The sequence below is a fragment of the Polaromonas sp. genome (genome assembly GCF_036676035.1).
GTDB lineage: Bacteria > Pseudomonadota > Gammaproteobacteria > Burkholderiales > Burkholderiaceae_C > Polaromonas.
Map to the genome: position 1 here is coordinate 47491 of NZ_JAKFDR010000110.1, position 15332 is coordinate 62822.

Genomic DNA, 15332 nt, shown 5'->3' on the forward strand with positions numbered 1-15332 from the left:
AGACAAACGTGAATAGAGTTGGATTTATTGCTTCTTCACTGCTGGTGGCGCTCGCGCTGCTCAGTTCCATGCTGTTTGTGGTTGACCAGCGTCAGTTTGGCGTGGTGTATGCGCTGGGCCAGATCAAGGAAGTCATTACCGAGCCTGGCTTGAATTTCAAGCTGCCGCCACCCTTTCAGAATGTGTCCTACATCGACAAGCGACTGCTGACACTCGACAGCACCGACGCAGAACCCATGCTGACGGCTGAAAAGCAGCGTGTGGTGATCGACTGGTACGTGCGCTGGCGGATTACCCAGCCGTCGGAGTACATCCGCAACGTCGGCCTGGACGAAAAAGCCGGCGCCAACCAGCTGAACCGGGTGGTGCGCAACGCCTTCCAGGAAGAAATCAACAAGCGGACCGTGAAGGATTTGCTGTCGCTCAAGCGCGAGGCCCTCATGGCCGACGTCAAGCGCGAGGTGCTGCAGGCAGTGCAGGGCGCCAAGCCTTGGGGCGTGGATGTGGTGGATGTGCGGATCACGCGCGTCGACTACGTGGAGGCCATCACGGAGTCGGTGTACCGGCGCATGGAAGCCGAGCGCAAGCGTGTGGCCAACGAGCTGCGCTCCACCGGTGCTGCCGAAGGTGAAAAAATCCGCGCCGATGCCGACAGGCAGCGCGAAGTCGCCGTGGCCAATGCCTACCGTGACGCCCAGAAAATCAAGGGCGAGGGTGATGCCGAAGCGGCCCGTATTTACGCCGAGTCGTTTGGCCGTGACCCGCAATTTGCACAGTTCTACCGCAGTCTGGATGCCTACAAGGCCAGTTTCCACAAGAAGAGCGATGTGATGGTGCTGGATCCGTCGTCGGACTTTTTCAAGGCCATGCGCGGCTCGGGTGCGGCTGCCCCGGCTTCCGGTAAAAAATAGCGATAGCGCGGTCTTGGACGGCAACACCTTCTGGCTGGCGCTGGCCTTGATGCTGGTGATCGAAGGCCTGCTGCCGTTTTTCTCGCCCCGGCGCTGGCGCGGCATGTTTCAAAAAATGCTTGAAATGAGCGACGGCCAGATCCGCTTTTTTGGCCTTTGCAGCATGCTGGTGGGCCTGGCGCTATGGGCTCTTTTCCGGTGAGTTGCAGGCGACTGACCAGGCCGGTTTAATGCCGGTATTTCAATCCTTCGGCCGCATCTGGCCAGGGTTTGGCCAAAAACAGCGTCCAAGCCCGGTAAAATCCCGTATTTAACAGCCCCCCAAATTACCCATGCCCGCCTGGTCGTCATCATGGCAATTGCCGGATCAAATTGCCGATGTCCTGCCCTCCGAGGCGCGCCACATCGAAGAGCTGCGTCGCCTGTTTCTGGATACGGCCCGCAGCTACGGCTACGAGCTGGTCATGCCGCCACTGCTGGAGCACCTGGAATCCCTGCTCACAGGCACGGGCGAGGCGCTCGATCTGCAAACCTTCAAGCTGGTTGACCAGCTGTCCGGCCGCACCCTGGGCCTGCGCGCCGATACCACGCCGCAGGTGGCGCGCATTGATGCCCACCTGCTCAACCGCAACGGTGTGGCCCGTCTTTGTTACTGCGGCCCCGTGCTGCACACCCGGGCAGACCGCCCGCATGCCACGCGTGAACCCTTGCAGTTTGGTGCTGAAATTTACGGGCATGCCGGGCTTGAGGCCGATCTGGAGGCTCAGTTGCTGGCGCTGGAGGGTTTGCGCGCGGCCGGCGTGACCCAGCTGTTGGTGGACATGGCCGACGTGCGCATCGTGGGCAGCTTGCTGGGGGGCGCCAAAGTCAGCACCCGGACACTGGCCCAGATTCATGCCGCGCTGGCGGCCAAGGATGCCAGCGAACTGGCGAGCCTGCTGGCCAGCCTCAAGGACGGCATTTCCAAGGCCTCCAGCCAGGGCTTGCTGGCTCTGCTGCAACTGTACGGTGATGAGGCGGTGCTGGTGGAGGCTGAGAAAGCCTTCAAGACCACGCCCGGCGTGCATCAGGCCCTGCAAAACCTGAAATGGCTGGCAACCCATGTGGGACATCTTGCCAGTGGCGTCAAGGTCAGTTTTGACCTGGCGGATTTGCGCGGCTATGCCTACTACAGCGGCCCCCGTTTTGCCATTTATGGCCATGGGCAAAAAGATGGCGGGCAGGGCGCCGAGCTGGTGCGCGGCGGCCGTTACGACGAGGTTGGCGCCGTGTTCGGCCGCAACCGTCCGGCGGCCGGTTTCAGTCTGGACTTGAAAGAACTGGTCAGCGTACTGGCGCCCCGACCGCTGAAGGCAGCCATTCGCGCCCCTTGGGGCGAGGAAGCGGGCCTGCGCGCTGCCATCGCCAGCCTGCGCGCCGGCGGTGAAACCGTCGCCTGTGTTTTGCCCGGGCATGAGCACGAAGTCAACGAATTTGACTGTGACCGCGAACTGGCCCATATTGCCGGCCAATGGGTGGTTCAGCCACTGAACAAGGCCAGGGCGTAACGGGCGCCCCGAGCGTGCCGAGTGCCCCGCCATTTCAACCGAATCCTTACAGAGAAATCGAAGATGACAAACAAACAAACCGCAACCGCGGGACGCAACGTCGTGGTCGTAGGAACCCAATGGGGCGATGAAGGCAAGGGCAAGCTGGTCGACTGGCTCACCGAAATGTCGCAGGGCGTGGTGCGCTTCCAGGGCGGCCACAACGCCGGCCACACGCTGGTGATCAACGGCGTCAAGACCGCCTTGCACCTGATCCCCAGTGGCATCATGCGCCCGGGCGTCAAGTGCTACATCGGCAATGGGGTGGTGCTGTCGGCGGCCAAGCTGTTTGAAGAAATTGAAGGGCTGGAAAAAGCCGGTGTGGAAGTGCGCTCGCGCCTGCGCATCAGCGAGGCCTGCCCGCTGATTTTGCCTTTCCACGCAGCACTCGACATTGCCCGTGAAACCTACCGCGAGAAGGGTGGCACCACCAAGATCGGCACCACCGGCCGCGGCATCGGCCCCGCCTACGAAGACAAGATTGCCCGCCGTGCGCTGCGCGTGCAGGACCTCAAATACCCGGAGCGCTTTGCGACCAAGCTGCGCGAGCTGCTCGACCTGCACAATTTTGTGCTGACCAACTACCTGCACGCACCGGCCATCGATTTCGATACGGTTTATGCAGAGGCCATGCGCCACGCCGAGCTGCTAAAACCCATGATGGCCGACGTGTCGCGCGAGCTCAATGATGCCCACCGCGATGGCGCCAACCTGCTGTTTGAAGGCGCGCAGGGCACCTTGCTCGACGTGGACCATGGCACCTACCCGTTCGTGACCTCCAGCAACTGCGTGGCCGGCAATGCCGCTGCCGGCGCCGGCGTCGGCCCCGGCATGCTGCACTACATCCTGGGCATCACCAAGGCCTACTGCACCCGTGTCGGCGGCGGCCCGTTCCCGACCGAGCTGGACTGGGAGCAGCCCGGCACCGTGGGCTACCACCTGAGCACCGTGGGTGCCGAAAAAGGCGTGACCACCGGTCGCAGCCGCCGTTGCGGCTGGTTTGACGCGGCGCTGCTCAAGCGCTCGGCGCAGGTCAATGGCCTGTCGGGTCTGTGCATCACCAAGCTGGACGTGCTCGATGGCATTGACGAGCTCAAGCTGTGCACCGGCTACGAGCTCGACGGCGTGGTCATCGACATCCTGCCCATGGGCGCGGATGACATCGCCCGCTGCAAGCCGATTTACGAAACCCTGCCAGGCTGGAGCCAGAGCACCGTGGGCGTCACGCGCTATGACGAGCTGCCGGTGACGGCCCAGCAGTACCTTCAGCGGATTGAAGAAGTGACGGGCGTGCCGATTGACATGATCTCCACCAGCCCTGACCGTGACCACACCATCCTGTTGCGCAACCCCTACGTCGCCTGATACTGTCGGGCCACGGGACTACAAAAGACAAGGAAAGGTTTGAGATGTTGACCGAAGACGGCAAGCACCTGTATGTCAGCTATGACGAGTACCACAGCCTGATCGAAAAGCTGGCGATCAAGATTCACCAATCGGGCTGGCAGTTCGACACCATCTTGTGCCTGGCGCGCGGCGGCATGCGGCCCGGGGACATTTTGTCGCGCATTTTCGACAAGCCGCTGGCCATCATGTCCACCAGCTCCTACCGGGCGGATGCCGGCACGGTGCAGGGCAATCTGGACATCGCCCGTTTCATCACCACGCCCAAGGGCGAAATTGCCGGCAAGGTGCTGCTGGTCGATGATCTGGCGGACTCGGGGAAAACGCTCAATGCCGTGATTGACCAACTGCGCAACAACTACAAACCCATCACCGAGCTGCGCAGTGCCGTGATCTGGACCAAGGGCCTGTCCATCTTCACCCCCGACTATTCGGTGGAGTTCCTGCCGACCAACCCCTGGATTCACCAGCCCTTTGAAGGCTACGACTCGCTCAGTCCCGCGCAGTTGATGGGCAAGTGGGTGGTATAGCCCCATGAGCGATTCATCCACCCAACTTATTCATCATCCCTACGTACCGCCAGCGGGTTTCGGGGCGATCCCTCCAGGGGTTTACAAAGCCTCCACCGTGATATTTCCCAGCGTGGCGGCCTTGCGCAGCCGCGACTGGCGGCACAAGACCGGCTACACCTACGGCCTGAGCGGCACGCCCACCACTTTCATACTCGAAGAGCGGATTGCCACGCTGGAGGGGGGCCAATTCTGCACGCTGGTACCCAGCGGCCTGGCGGCGGTGTCACTGGTCGGCATGGCGCTGCTCAAGTCGGGCGATGAAATGCTGATCCCCGACAACGTCTACGGTCCCAACAAGGTCCTTGCCCAGCACGAGCTGGCCGCTTGGGGCATCACCCACCGGTTTTATAACCCCATGGACCCGGCCGACCTGGCGGCCAAACTCAGCCCTCAAACCAGGCTGGTATGGCTGGAGGCCCCGGGTTCCATCACGCTGGAGTTTCCCGATTTGCCGGCCCTGGTGGCGGTGGTCAAGGCCTGTCAGCATGCCCATCCGGATGGCATCGTCACCGCTTTGGACAATACCTGGGGGGCTGGCATTGCTTTCAATGCGTTCAAATCGGGCACCGATATTTCGGTGCAGGCACTGACCAAATACCCCAGCGGCGGGGCCGACGTGCTGATGGGCTCGGTCGTGACCAACAGTGAAGCACTGCACGGCCTGGTCCGCCTGTGCCACATGCGTGTCGGTCACGGCGTGGGCGGCAACGATGTGGAGCTGGTCTTGCGCGGCCTGCATTCCATCGGCCTGCGCTACGCGGCGCAGGACAGCGCCACGCGCGCGCTGGCGGCCTGGATGCAGGCCCAGCCGCAAGTGGCTGCCGTGCTGCACCCGGCGCTGGAAGGCTCACCCGGTCATGCCACCTGGAAACGCGACTGCAGCGCCGCGGCCTGCCTCTTCAGCGCCGTCTTCAAGCCGGGGTTCACGCAGGCGCAGATTGACGGCTTTTGCGACAGCCTGAAGCTCTTCAAACTGGGCTACAGCTGGGCAGGCCCCATGAGCTTGTGCGCGCCTTACGACGTGCCCCACATCCGCACCATGCCATGGCCGCACCAGGGCGGCCTGGTGCGTTTTTCCGTGGGTCTGGAAGCCGTGGCTGACCTGCAGGCCGACCTGGCGCAGGCGCTGGCCAGCCTCTGACAGCGATGGACGGCGATGCAGTACAGTAAGGGCTATTCATTCATGAAAGCACGCCGTGGCAACTCCTAATTATTCCTACGAAAAACGCCAGAAAGAGCTTGCGAAAAAACGTAAAAAAGAAGAAAAACTCAAGCGCAAGGCCGAAGGCAAAACCGATGACGCTCCCGATACGGATGAGCCGCAGACCGATGTTCCGGCCAATGTGCCGCCTGCGGAACCCACTCCGTGAACCCCTGAGCTTACAAGAAAAACAAGCCTCCAGCCCAAGCAGGATATGCGCAAGCAGCTATATTTTCGATAGCAATTTTCAAAGTCCCAGCCAACCCTGCCGCATCCGGCGCTGATCACCCAGCGCGGGGTGACGCAGGGTTTACTGTTTGGGCAGCCAGCCCAGCCCTTTGGCGTGCAGGCTCTGGATGTACAGGCGCTCGGCCGTCTCGGTGACGGCTGTGGTTTCGGGGTAGGCCCCGCTCGGGTCCTGCAGGTCGGCCAGGATTTTTCCGTCCTCACTGAACGCCACCACATGGCCGTAGGCCTTGGGGATGGGCCATAGCGCACGCGGCAGCCGCAAGGTGACTTTGCGCAGGAAAGGCAGCCCGGCCAGCTTGTCGATGGTGGGGTTGCGTGGCTTGACCAGTCCCATCCAGATTTTTCCGCCTGAAGGGGCGCGCATGAGGTTGTCCGGGTAGCCGGGCAGCTTGTCCAGCAGGACCCGGGCCTGGCTGGGGTCGAAGTCGTTCTGGACGACATCCAGCTGGTGCGCCGTGACGGCGATCTTCCAGACGCGGTACTTGCCGGTTTCATTGACGAACAGGTGCTGCCCATCACCGCTCAGGGCAAGGCCATTGGCAAACGCCAGGCCGCGGGCCACGATGCGGGTGTTTTTGGTGGCCGGATCGTACTCCAGCACCCGGCCGCTGGAGGACTGCTCCAGAATGTCCAGCACGCTGGCTTCGAAGGTGCCGCCCCATTCCTTGGCGCCAAAACGGGTAGAGGCGTCGCTGAAGTAGATCTTTGCGCCCGCCGCCGGGTTTTTGGCAACCACCACCGCGTCGGCATAGCGGATCGGGTCACCCCCCACATTGCTGGCCAGCACGCTGATTTGCCGGTTGGGGGCGATCGACAGCAAACCCAGCATGGCGTCGGCCGCCACCAGGTTGCCGGCAGCATCAAAGTCAAAACCCAGCACCCGGCCGCCGGTATTGACGAACACCTCCTGGCCGTTGCCATCGGGCGCCATGCGCAGGATGCTGCCGCTGGCCACGGCAACGTACAGCTTGCCGTCCGGACCGATGGCGACATGTTCGGGGCCTTCTTCCTTGCCCAGCGAAATGAGCTGCAGGCCGGCCAGTTTCTGGTTGACGGCGTGGGGGCCCACATAGCCCGGTGCGGCGGGTGCTGTCCAGACGGCGGGCTCAATCGGCACGGGCCAGAAACAGAAATAGGCGAGTGCCAGCGCCAGGGTGACTGCAAGCGTGTAAAAGATTTTTTTCATGAGTCGGTCTTCTGGCCGGCAAGGGGGTGAGGCCGGTGGCCCTGATTCTTGGGGGCCCGGTTCAGCTTGCCAACAGGGTTTGTGCCAACTCGGTCATTGCGGCCACCGTGTGGTCGCGCGGTGTCAGCACCCGGGCGGTTTCGTACTGCTCAAAGTTGCGCCGCATCGACTGCAGGTACACCGGGTCGTAGTGCTTGACCAGCAATTCGCGCACCACGCTGGCGACGTCGCCGCTGCGCGCCTGCGTCTGCCAGTGGGCGACGATGTCTTTGCCGCGGGCCTCGGTCAGCGCGCCCAGCCGCTCGCAGAAGAGCTCGATGTCGCGCACAAAGAAGTCGTAGTCTTCCAGCAGCAGGCTGACCCGCTCAGCTTCGGGCAGGTCCAGCCGCAGGCAGGGGCTGCGGCGCATGGCGGCCATCAGGCTGTCGGGGATCACGACGTTGCCCACTTTTTTGCTCTCGCTTTCAATGTAGACCGGCCGCGTCGCATCAAAGCCGCGCAGGGCCGTCCAGATGCGGGTGTCAAAGGCTTTCTGGCTGGGCTGCGCCTGGCCCGGGATCAGGCCCAGCACCGAGCTGCGGTGGTTGGCCAGCGCTTCCAGGTCCAGCACCTGTGCACCCTGGGCGGCCAGGGCCTGCAAAAAGCGGGTTTTGCCCGAGCCCGTGGTGCCGCAGACTACCTGGTAGCGGTAGCGGGCCGCCAGTTGCGGCAGGTCGGCCACCAGCGCCGCGCGAAAGGCCTTGTAGCCGCCTTCGATCAGCGTGACCTTGAAGCCGATCTGGTCCAGGATCAGCGCCAGCGAGCCGCTGCGTTTGCCGCCGCGCCAGCAGTACACCAGCGGCTGCCATTCCTTGGGTTTGTCCAGCACCTCGCGCTCGATATGCGCAGCGATGTTTTTGGCGACCAGGGCCGCGCCCTGCTTCTTGGCTTCAAAGGCGTTGATCTGCTTGTACTGCGTGCCGACCACCTTGCGCTCCTCGTCGCGCAGGCTGGGCCAGTTGTGGGCATTGGGCAGGTGGTCTTCGGCATATTCGCCTTCGCTGCGCGCGTCGATCACGATGGAAAAGTCGGCCAGCCGCGCCAAGGCCTCGGTGGCGGAGAGTAGTTGTACGGTCACTTGAGGAGTTTTTTCAGTTCGGGCCAGACATTGGCGAGCATTTTGGCCTGTGATTGCTCGTTGGGGTGAATGCGGTCGGCCTGAAACAGCGCGGCAGAGTCGTCCACGTCAGCCACCCCTTTGAGGAAAAACGGCACCAGCGCGGCTTTTTCAGTTTTGGCCACCTTTGCAAACAGGCCGGAAAAGTTGGCGCTGTAGGCGCTGCCGTAGTTGGGCGGCACCTGCATGCCCACCAGCAGCACCCGGGCGCCGGCTTTTCGGGCCGCCTGGGCCATGGCGGTCAGGTTTTTCTCGGTCATGTCCAGCGGCAGGCCGCGCAGGGCGTCATTGCCGCCCAGCTCAATCACCACCACGGTGGGTTTGTGCTGCGCCAGCAGGCTACCCAGGCGCGAGCGGCCGCCGGAGGTGGTGTCGCCGCTGATGCTGGCATTGACCACCCGGGCGGAGCGCTTTTCACCGGCCAGCTGCTGCTGCAGCAAGGCCACCCAGCCGGTGCCCCGCTTGAGGCCGTATTCGGCGCTCAGGGAATCACCCACCACCACAATGGTGTCGGCCGTGGTTGGGGCCGGTTTGGCCAGCGCTGCAGCGCCTTGCGCCCAGCTTGGAGCGGGCAGGGCCAGCATGGCTGCCATGGCTGTCATGAGCAGGATGCCAAGTGGTTTTGTGAGCAGGGTCCACGTCGCGCCGGCAAGCTTGGTAAAGTCAGGGCGCTTGTTTTTCACGTTTTCTGTTTCTGATAAGGCTGACATGTCTGAACCCGCGGTTTCTGTTGTTAGGAACACTTCTTCAATTATTTCCGTTGAGAATGTTTTCAAGTCGGTGACTGACTCCACCGGCACACTGACTATTTTGCGCGATATTGATTTTGCGCTCGCGCCCCGGGAAACCGCCGCCATCGTGGGGGCATCGGGTTCGGGCAAAAGCACGCTGCTGTCCATCATCGCCGGCCTCGACACTCCCAGCCAGGGCACCGTGCAGCTGGCCGGGCAGGATTTGTTCGCCCTCAGTGAAGACGACCGTGCGGCATTGCGCGCCCAAAAAGTCGGTTTTGTATTTCAGAGCTTTCAGCTGATGGGCAATTTGACCGCCCTGGAAAACGTCATGCTGCCGCTGGAGCTGGCGGGCGCCAAAAGCGCCCGGGCCCAGGCCACCGAAATGCTCAAGCGCGTGGGTCTGGGCGAGCGCCTGGGCCATTATCCCAAAGTGCTGTCGGGCGGTGAGCAGCAGCGCGTGGCGCTGGCGCGGGCCTTTGTGGTGCAGCCGGCCGTGCTGCTGGCCGACGAGCCGACCGGCAGCCTGGACTTTGCAACCGGCGAAACCGTCATGACCCTGATGTTTGACCTGAACCGCGAGCTGGGCACCACGCTGGTGCTGGTGACGCACGACCGGACCATTGCGTCCCGCTGTGAACGCCGCATCACCATCGAAGCCGGCCGGATCATGCCCGACGAGACGGTGCCGACCTGAAGGTCAAATAGGCTGCTAGCCCTTGAAAAGTATGCGCAAGAAGCTATTGATTTGATAGCGAAAATGGGCTCCTTGGCCCATCTTTTCCCATCTCTTCAGTGGCCCGAAGAGAATTTGTGCGCTGCGGCGACAAACCTGGTCCTTTCGTCCAGGCGGTCGATATTGAGCGCGAGGGCCTGCACCAGTGGCTCATAAGCCGTATGCCGCCCCGCTTCCTTGCGCACGATCACCCTGGACAGGGGGCCGATGTACTGGCTCAGGGCCCGCTCCAGTTGGGCCTGCAGCTCGGCGCTGAAGTAGGTGACCTTGATCGAGGCCGGCTGGGTGTGCATAGGCTGGCTGATGTCAGCAGCACTTGGTCGACTGGGTTTGCCGGGTTGGCTGACCGAGGCGGGCCGGCTGATGGCGCCGACCCCGCCGACGTTGGAGTTGCTGTTGCCGCTCTTGGCCTTGGCAAAGGCCTCGCGCGCGGCGGTGTCCGGGATGGAGACCGCCAGCAGGTCGCGCAGCCCTTGCGCGCTGACGGTGCGGGGCAGGGCCTTTTTAACCAGCACCTTGGCCAGCGGGCCGATCACCCGGGCCAATTCATTTTCGATCTCGGCGGCGATCTCGGGCGTCAGCGAGGCCAGGGCCGCGTACGAGGCCGTGTGTTCGAACTCGACGCTGCCGGCCGGCCGGGGCGCCGGCATGGATTGCGGATCCAGCACGGCATAGATGTCGTGCGAGCGCAGGTGTTTGTCCAGGTGCGGGCCCATGGCGCCAAACAGGCTGGCCGAGGTGTCGGTAATGCGCGAAATCACGTCGTAATAAGCCCGCGACACCACAATCTGGTTGGGTTGGGCAAAGTCCATGATGCGCTGCGCCACATTGATGCCGTCGCCCACCACGTTGACCCGGTTGTTGATGTCAAACACCATGCGGATCGGCCCCAGGTGCAGGCCAATGCGCACGGACAGCCTCTGGCGGTACTTTTGCAGCAGCAGGCCGCGCAGCAGCAGGGCTGATTGCAGGGCTTCCTCCGGGTCGCCCAGGAAGCAGGTGGCCGCACCGTCGCCGGTGTCGATCACGATGCGCGAGGACTCGGCCACACCCTTGAGGGCTTTGGTCATCAGCTCGTTGAAGCGCGTTTTCAGCGCCACCTGCTGCTCCATGGAATAGGTGGAGTAGGCCACCAGGTCCAGAAACATGATGGTGCCCAGCACGTTTTTGCGCAGGTTGTCGGAGTGGCTGATCGGGATGGACAGCGAGAGGGCGGCGAAGTTTTGCGCCGCACTGTCGGGCATGGGTCGGGTGTTGCCGGGCAGGCGGCTGGTGTCCGAGAAAGCATCAGCCAGGGCAGCAGCATGGTCGGCGCCCTGCAGGGCGGCCCGGAAATCCGCCACGCTTTGGGGGCGGCGGCTTTCGTCGGGGGTCATCGCCCAGTCGATGGCGCGCAGCAGGACATCGCCAAAAATCATGCGGCTGCCGCTGTCGACCGCCCGCGGCATGCTGTCTTCCTTGACGCGGGAGGCGGATTCCATGGGCTTTTGGCCCGTGCTCATCCAGTACATCACCGCGCCCAGCGCGTAAATGTCGGTCCAGGGGCCCTGGTTGCCCTTGCTGTGGTACTGCTCAAAAGGCGCAAAGCCGGGGCTGACCACATTGGTCAGGTCGCGCTCGCCGGTAAAGCGCCGGGCCGCGCCAAAATCAAGCAGCACCGGCGTCCCGTCGGCCCGGATGTAGATGTTGTCGGGCTTGATGTCGCGGTGCAAAAAGCTCATCTTGTGCACCGCTTCCAGCCCATCCAGCAGGGGGTAGATCAGGTGCAGCAGGGCCTTTTGGTCAAACGTGGCCTGCCTGGCCAGCCAGCGCTTGAGCGGCTCGCCACGCTCGTACTCCATGACGATGTAGGCGGTGCCGTTTTCCTTGAAGTAGCGCAGCACGCGCACGATGTTGGGGTGGCGAAACGACGCCAGCGCGCGCGCTTCGTCCAGAAAGCGCTCCAGTCCCCATTGAAACTGCTGCGCGCACTCGGGCGCACGCACATGCACCGTGCGCTCTGCCGAGCGTACGGCCAGATCGCCCGGGAAATACTCCTTGATGGCAACCGGCAGCTCCAGGTTGATGTCGTGGGCCAGGTAGGTGATGCCGAAGCCCCCGCCGCCCAGCATTTTTTCCACCCGGTACTCAAATACCTTGTGGTCCGGGGGCAGGGCCGCCATGTCACCGCCCGCCGCAGGGGATGGTGCGGCGGGTTCGGGCGGAGGGTTCATCGGGTCAATGTCAGGCCCCGTCACGCTCAATCATCTGCATGGCTTTTTCAAGGCTGCGGCGCATCCGGTTGAACGAGTTGCCCAGCACCGACATCTCGTCCTTGCCGCCATCGGAGAACTCCGGCACGTCAAAGTCGCCGGTGCTGACATTGTCGGCGGCCTGCGACATCTGGCGGATGGGGCGCACGATCAGCCAGCTCAGCATCAGGTTGAGCACCACGAAGACCACGCCAAACACGACAGCCAGGGACACCATGAAGGTCTTGAAGGCCCGGTCGGCGTTGAGGATGGGCACGTCCATGGGCACGGTCACCACCTGGGCGCCGATGATTTCGTTGTGTTTCCAGCCAAAGCCGTTGGCCTCGCCGTAAATCTTGAGCATGCTGGCGGGTGCTGCGGCCGGCACGCTGTGGCACTGCAGGCAGGCCGCGTTGGTGATCTGGATCGGTTTGGCGATGTACAGCACCCGGCCGGTGCCGCCGGTGCGCTCGGCCACGATTTCCTGGGTGTCCGAGCGCTGGCGGAATTTCTGCACCAGGTCAGCCTCCCAGTCGGTGGCCCGGTCGCGCGGGTTGGTCGGGTTGAGCGTGGCCTCTTTGTAACCGTAGTTACGATATTTCTTCTGGATCTGGTTGATGGTTTCCGTGGCGGCGTAGGCGGGCACGGTTTGCGGCAGGAACACGTCCTGCAACTGCTGGTCCAGATGCGGCTTGATCTGCTCGACCGTGTAGGTACGCACCGACAGCGCGGCCTCCATCATCAGGCGGGCATTGCGCAGCACCTCTTCACGGGCATTGTCCTGGAGCAGCTCGCGCGATACAAAACCCGCGGCGGCAAAGCCGGCGAGAAACACCACGACCAGCACCAGGTTGAATTTAAGCCTCAATCCCATATCCTGTCCCCTTCTTTCTTCTTCTGCTCCCAAACTGCGAGCCCAAACATTTCGTTACGGATTTTAGACGCGGATAGCCGGCCTGAAGCCGTCAGATGGCGCTTGTGGTCTGAATAGCAGCGCCTGCTGTGATAATCGTCACATGTCTTCTTCCCCCAAAGTGCTTTTTGGCTTCCACGCCGTCGGTGTACGCATCAAAACCGTGCCCCAGTCGGTGCTGGAGGTCTTTTTCGACGCCTCCCGCCGCGATGCGCGCATGCGCCAGTTCATGGAGCGGGCCCAGGAGGCCGGTGTCCGGCTGATCGAATCCGACGGTCTGCGGCTGGCCAAAATGTGCGGCAGCCACGGCCATCAGGGCGTGGTGGCCCGCGTTGACCCGCTGGTGCAGGCCAAGTCACTGGACGATTTGCTCGACCAGTTGGAGCAGGGCAGCGGCGACGCCCCCCTGCTGCTGGTGCTCGACGGTGTGACCGACCCGCACAACCTGGGCGCCTGCCTGCGCGTGGCTGACGGCGCCGGCGCGCATGCCGTGATTGCCCCCAAAGACCATGCGGTGGGCCTGAACGCCACGGTGGCCAAGGTGGCCAGCGGCGCCGCCGAGACCATGCCTTACTTCATGGTGACCAACCTGGCCCGCACCCTGAACGAGCTCAAGGAGCGCAACATCTGGTGCATAGGGACCAGCGACGACGCCCCAAAAACGATTTACGACATCGACTTCAAAGGCCCGGTGGCATTGGTGCTGGGCGCGGAAGGTGAGGGCATGCGCCAGCTCACGCGCAAAACCTGCGACGAGCTGGTGAGCATTCCGATGCGCGGGGCGGTTGAAAGCCTGAACGTGTCGGTGGCCAGCGGCGTCTGCCTGTACGAGGCGCTGCGCCAGCGCAGCTGATTTGCGATTTATTCAGGAGCTGCCAGCGCAATGCTGGCGAGGGCTAAAGGTTAAAGGTCAAACCAGTCCATACCAGCCCAGCAGCGCGCCGGCCCCCAGCAGCCACAGCAAATGCAGCCGGGTGCGCCAGACGATCACGGCGGTCACAACAGTCAGCAGCCAGACCGGCCAGTCTTTCAGGGCGCTGCCGTTGGCGCTGGCCAGAATCCAGCTGGTGGCAATCAGCAGCGCAATCACGATGGGCGCCATGCCCTGCTTGAACGCGCGCACGGCAGGAAGTTCGCGGTTTCGGTGGCCCCACTGGGCCGCCACATAGGTCAGCGTGGTACTTGGGATCAGAATGCCCAGCAGGGCGAGGCAAACACCCAGCAGGCCGGGCAGCATGCCACCGGCGTTGTGCCCCACATTCCAGCCCAGCAGCGCAATGAACAGCACGTTGGGCCCCGGCGCGGCCTGGGCAATGGCAATCGAGGCGTTGAACTGGGCGTCGGTCAGCCAGTGCTGCTGCTCGACCAGAAAACGGTGCATGTCGGGGGCCGTGCTGATGGCGCCGCCTATCGACAGCAGCGACAGTGACAGGTAGTGCACAAACAGGTCAAACCAGTCGCCCACTTTGAAGACAAGGTGCAGGGCCTGATCGGTCATGGTTCCGGTCATCGCTGGAGCTTTCGGAACGCCAGCACACAGGCCATGCTGCCCAGCCCGAACAGCACATAGGCCAGCGGCCAGCGGAGCAGGGCGATGGCCACAAAGCAGGCCACGCCGAAGGCGATGCAAAGGCGCAGGCCCAGTGCATTTTTCGTCAGCGCACCGAACAGTTTCAGGCCGGTCGCGGCAATCAGCCCGGCGGCCACTGCGCCCATGCCGCGCAAGGCGCCTGCCACACCAGGATGGTCGGCAAACTGGGCATACACCAGGGCCAGCAGCAACACGAGCACCAGCGGCACCGTCAGCATGCCGGCCAGCGCCGCCATCGCGCCTTTCAGGCCAAAGTAGCGTGCGCCAATCATCATCGACAGGTTCACCACATTGGGCCCCGGCATGATTTGCGCCACGGCCCAGTCTTCAATGAATTCTTCGCGCGTCATCCAGCGCTTTTTCTCCACCAACTCGCGCTGCACAACGGCCAGCACGCCGCCAAAGCCCTGCAGCGCGAGCAGGGTGAACGAGACAAACAGGTCGTTCAGGGACCGGGGTTGCGGATGATCTTCCGCCGGCAGGGAGCTCATGAGCCGATTATCGCCGTTCACCTGGCGCACGGCGGGTCAAGTGCGGCAAGTTGCAAGCGCCTGCCCGGCCCTTGATGCGGCGGTAGCCTGTGTCCGCCGTGTGGAGGCAACTTCCCCCCACGTTGCTAGGCAGAGAGGGGGCTGCTGTCATCGATGCTGGCCAGCAGGCGTTGCCGTCCTGACAGTACATGACGTTCTGCGGCCGATTTCGCCCTGGCTTTGGCCCCCTTGATGATGGCCTCGTAAATCGCCCGGTGCTCGATGTTGGAGCGCCGCATGTTCCCGGGCGAATTGAAGTAGCGCCGCCTGAACAGGTGCAGCTCCTTGACATAGTCGTCATAAGTTTCATGGGCCCGCTGGTTGTTGGACAGGCG

At 63.1% G+C, this 15332-nt stretch carries 17 protein-coding genes; 9 read left to right on the forward strand and 8 right to left on the reverse strand.

The features are described 5' to 3' along the window. The first annotated feature begins 8 nt into the window (after positions 1 to 8). The 7 genes from hflC to V6M61_RS15890 all read left to right on the forward strand — a co-directional run bounded on the left by hflC (position 9) and on the right by V6M61_RS15890 (position 5843). On the forward strand, positions 9 to 911 hold the full coding sequence (gene hflC / locus V6M61_RS15860) for a protease modulator HflC (protein WP_332777548.1): 903 nt from the start codon (positions 9 to 11) through the stop codon (positions 909 to 911). 13 nt (positions 912 to 924) lie between these two features. Then, positions 925 to 1113 (forward strand): DUF2065 domain-containing protein, encoded by a 189-nt coding sequence (locus V6M61_RS15865; RefSeq protein WP_332777549.1) that lies wholly within the window; start codon positions 925 to 927, stop codon positions 1111 to 1113. A gap of 130 nt (positions 1114 to 1243) precedes the next feature. Further along, the gene (locus V6M61_RS15870; protein ID WP_332777550.1) at positions 1244 to 2458 is read left to right on the forward strand and encodes an ATP phosphoribosyltransferase regulatory subunit; all 1215 of its coding nucleotides are present in this window, start codon (positions 1244 to 1246) and stop codon (positions 2456 to 2458) included. Positions 2459 to 2521: 63 nt separating this feature from the next. Further along, positions 2522 to 3862: an adenylosuccinate synthase gene (locus V6M61_RS15875; RefSeq protein ID WP_332777551.1), complete on the forward strand. Its 1341-nt coding sequence runs from the start codon at positions 2522 to 2524 to the stop codon at positions 3860 to 3862. Positions 3863 to 3906: 44 nt separating this feature from the next. After that, positions 3907 to 4431, forward strand: a complete 525-nt coding sequence (locus V6M61_RS15880) for a phosphoribosyltransferase (RefSeq protein WP_332777552.1) — start codon at positions 3907 to 3909, stop codon at positions 4429 to 4431. Between the two features lie 4 nt (positions 4432 to 4435). Further along, entirely contained in the window at positions 4436 to 5614 is a 1179-nt protein-coding gene (locus tag V6M61_RS15885) for a PLP-dependent transferase (protein WP_332777553.1), read from the forward strand. 55 nt (positions 5615 to 5669) lie between these two features. Beyond that, positions 5670 to 5843, forward strand: coding sequence for a hypothetical protein (locus V6M61_RS15890; protein WP_332777554.1), 174 nt, complete (start codon positions 5670 to 5672; stop codon positions 5841 to 5843). A 141-nt stretch (positions 5844 to 5984) separates the two neighbouring features. Here V6M61_RS15890 and V6M61_RS15895 read toward each other — a convergent pair whose 3' ends face one another. From V6M61_RS15895 to V6M61_RS15905, 3 genes are all read right to left on the reverse strand, one after another. Then, positions 5985 to 7109 carry an SMP-30/gluconolactonase/LRE family protein gene (locus V6M61_RS15895; protein WP_332777555.1) on the reverse strand — a complete coding sequence of 375 codons (1125 nt, stop codon included), beginning with the start codon at positions 7107 to 7109 and terminating at the stop codon, positions 5985 to 5987. A gap of 61 nt (positions 7110 to 7170) precedes the next feature. Next, positions 7171 to 8226 (reverse strand): tRNA 2-selenouridine(34) synthase MnmH, encoded by a 1056-nt coding sequence (gene mnmH / locus V6M61_RS15900; RefSeq protein WP_332777556.1) that lies wholly within the window; start codon positions 8224 to 8226, stop codon positions 7171 to 7173. After that, positions 8223 to 8867, reverse strand: coding sequence for an arylesterase (locus V6M61_RS15905; protein WP_332777557.1), 645 nt, complete (start codon positions 8865 to 8867; stop codon positions 8223 to 8225). Before V6M61_RS15905 ends, mnmH begins: the two co-directional genes overlap by 4 nt. A 106-nt stretch (positions 8868 to 8973) precedes the next feature. Here V6M61_RS15905 and V6M61_RS15910 point away from each other — a divergent pair, with 106 nt between their 5' ends. After that, positions 8974 to 9693, forward strand: a complete 720-nt coding sequence (locus V6M61_RS15910) for an ABC transporter ATP-binding protein (RefSeq protein ID WP_332777558.1) — start codon at positions 8974 to 8976, stop codon at positions 9691 to 9693. Positions 9694 to 9788: 95 nt separating this feature from the next. Here the strand turns inward: V6M61_RS15910 and V6M61_RS15915 are convergent, their stop codons facing one another. Then, a complete protein-coding gene (locus tag V6M61_RS15915) occupies positions 9789 to 11945 on the reverse strand; it encodes a protein kinase domain-containing protein (protein ID WP_332777559.1) in 2157 nt (718 codons plus the stop codon). A gap of 10 nt (positions 11946 to 11955) precedes the next feature. Beyond that, a complete protein-coding gene (locus V6M61_RS15920) occupies positions 11956 to 12837 on the reverse strand; it encodes a c-type heme family protein (RefSeq protein ID WP_332777560.1) in 882 nt (293 codons plus the stop codon). A gap of 142 nt (positions 12838 to 12979) precedes the next feature. Here V6M61_RS15920 and rlmB point away from each other — a divergent pair, with 142 nt between their 5' ends. Next, positions 12980 to 13729, forward strand: a complete 750-nt coding sequence (gene rlmB, locus V6M61_RS15925; RefSeq protein WP_332777561.1) for a 23S rRNA (guanosine(2251)-2'-O)-methyltransferase RlmB — start codon at positions 12980 to 12982, stop codon at positions 13727 to 13729. Between the two features lie 57 nt (positions 13730 to 13786). Here rlmB and V6M61_RS15930 read toward each other — a convergent pair whose 3' ends face one another. From V6M61_RS15930 to V6M61_RS15940, 3 genes are all read right to left on the reverse strand, one after another. Next, a complete protein-coding gene (locus V6M61_RS15930) occupies positions 13787 to 14386 on the reverse strand; it encodes a chromate transporter (RefSeq protein ID WP_332777562.1) in 600 nt (199 codons plus the stop codon). Further along, the gene (locus V6M61_RS15935; RefSeq protein WP_332777563.1) at positions 14383 to 14958 is read right to left on the reverse strand and encodes a chromate transporter; all 576 of its coding nucleotides are present in this window, start codon (positions 14956 to 14958) and stop codon (positions 14383 to 14385) included. The genes V6M61_RS15930 and V6M61_RS15935 overlap by 4 nt, the downstream gene beginning before the upstream one ends. A gap of 125 nt (positions 14959 to 15083) precedes the next feature. Further along, positions 15084 to 15332: FCD domain-containing protein (locus tag V6M61_RS15940; protein WP_332777564.1), on the reverse strand; the 249-nt coding region annotated here is incomplete at its 5' end.

Bases quoted from the DNA above. Each gene is read 5' to 3' on its own strand.
- V6M61_RS15870 (WP_332777550.1), top strand. From the start codon at position 1,244: ATGCCCGCCTGGTCGTCATCATGGCAATTGCCGGATCAAATTGCCGAT.
- V6M61_RS15875 (WP_332777551.1), top strand. From the start codon at position 2,522: ATGACAAACAAACAAACCGCAACCGCGGGACGCAACGTCGTGGTCGTA.
- V6M61_RS15880 (WP_332777552.1), top strand. From the start codon at position 3,907: ATGTTGACCGAAGACGGCAAGCACCTGTATGTCAGCTATGACGAGTAC.
- V6M61_RS15885 (WP_332777553.1), top strand. From the start codon at position 4,436: ATGAGCGATTCATCCACCCAACTTATTCATCATCCCTACGTACCGCCA.
- V6M61_RS15895 (WP_332777555.1), bottom strand. From the start codon at position 7,109: ATGAAAAAAATCTTTTACACGCTTGCAGTCACCCTGGCGCTGGCACTC.
- V6M61_RS15905 (WP_332777557.1), bottom strand. From the start codon at position 8,867: ATGACAGCCATGGCAGCCATGCTGGCCCTGCCCGCTCCAAGCTGGGCG.
- V6M61_RS15910 (WP_332777558.1), top strand. From the start codon at position 8,974: ATGTCTGAACCCGCGGTTTCTGTTGTTAGGAACACTTCTTCAATTATT.
- V6M61_RS15915 (WP_332777559.1), bottom strand. From the start codon at position 11,945: ATGAACCCTCCGCCCGAACCCGCCGCACCATCCCCTGCGGCGGGCGGT.
- V6M61_RS15920 (WP_332777560.1), bottom strand. From the start codon at position 12,837: ATGGGATTGAGGCTTAAATTCAACCTGGTGCTGGTCGTGGTGTTTCTC.
- rlmB (WP_332777561.1), top strand. From the start codon at position 12,980: ATGTCTTCTTCCCCCAAAGTGCTTTTTGGCTTCCACGCCGTCGGTGTA.
- V6M61_RS15930 (WP_332777562.1), bottom strand. From the start codon at position 14,386: ATGACCGGAACCATGACCGATCAGGCCCTGCACCTTGTCTTCAAAGTG.
- V6M61_RS15935 (WP_332777563.1), bottom strand. From the start codon at position 14,958: ATGAGCTCCCTGCCGGCGGAAGATCATCCGCAACCCCGGTCCCTGAAC.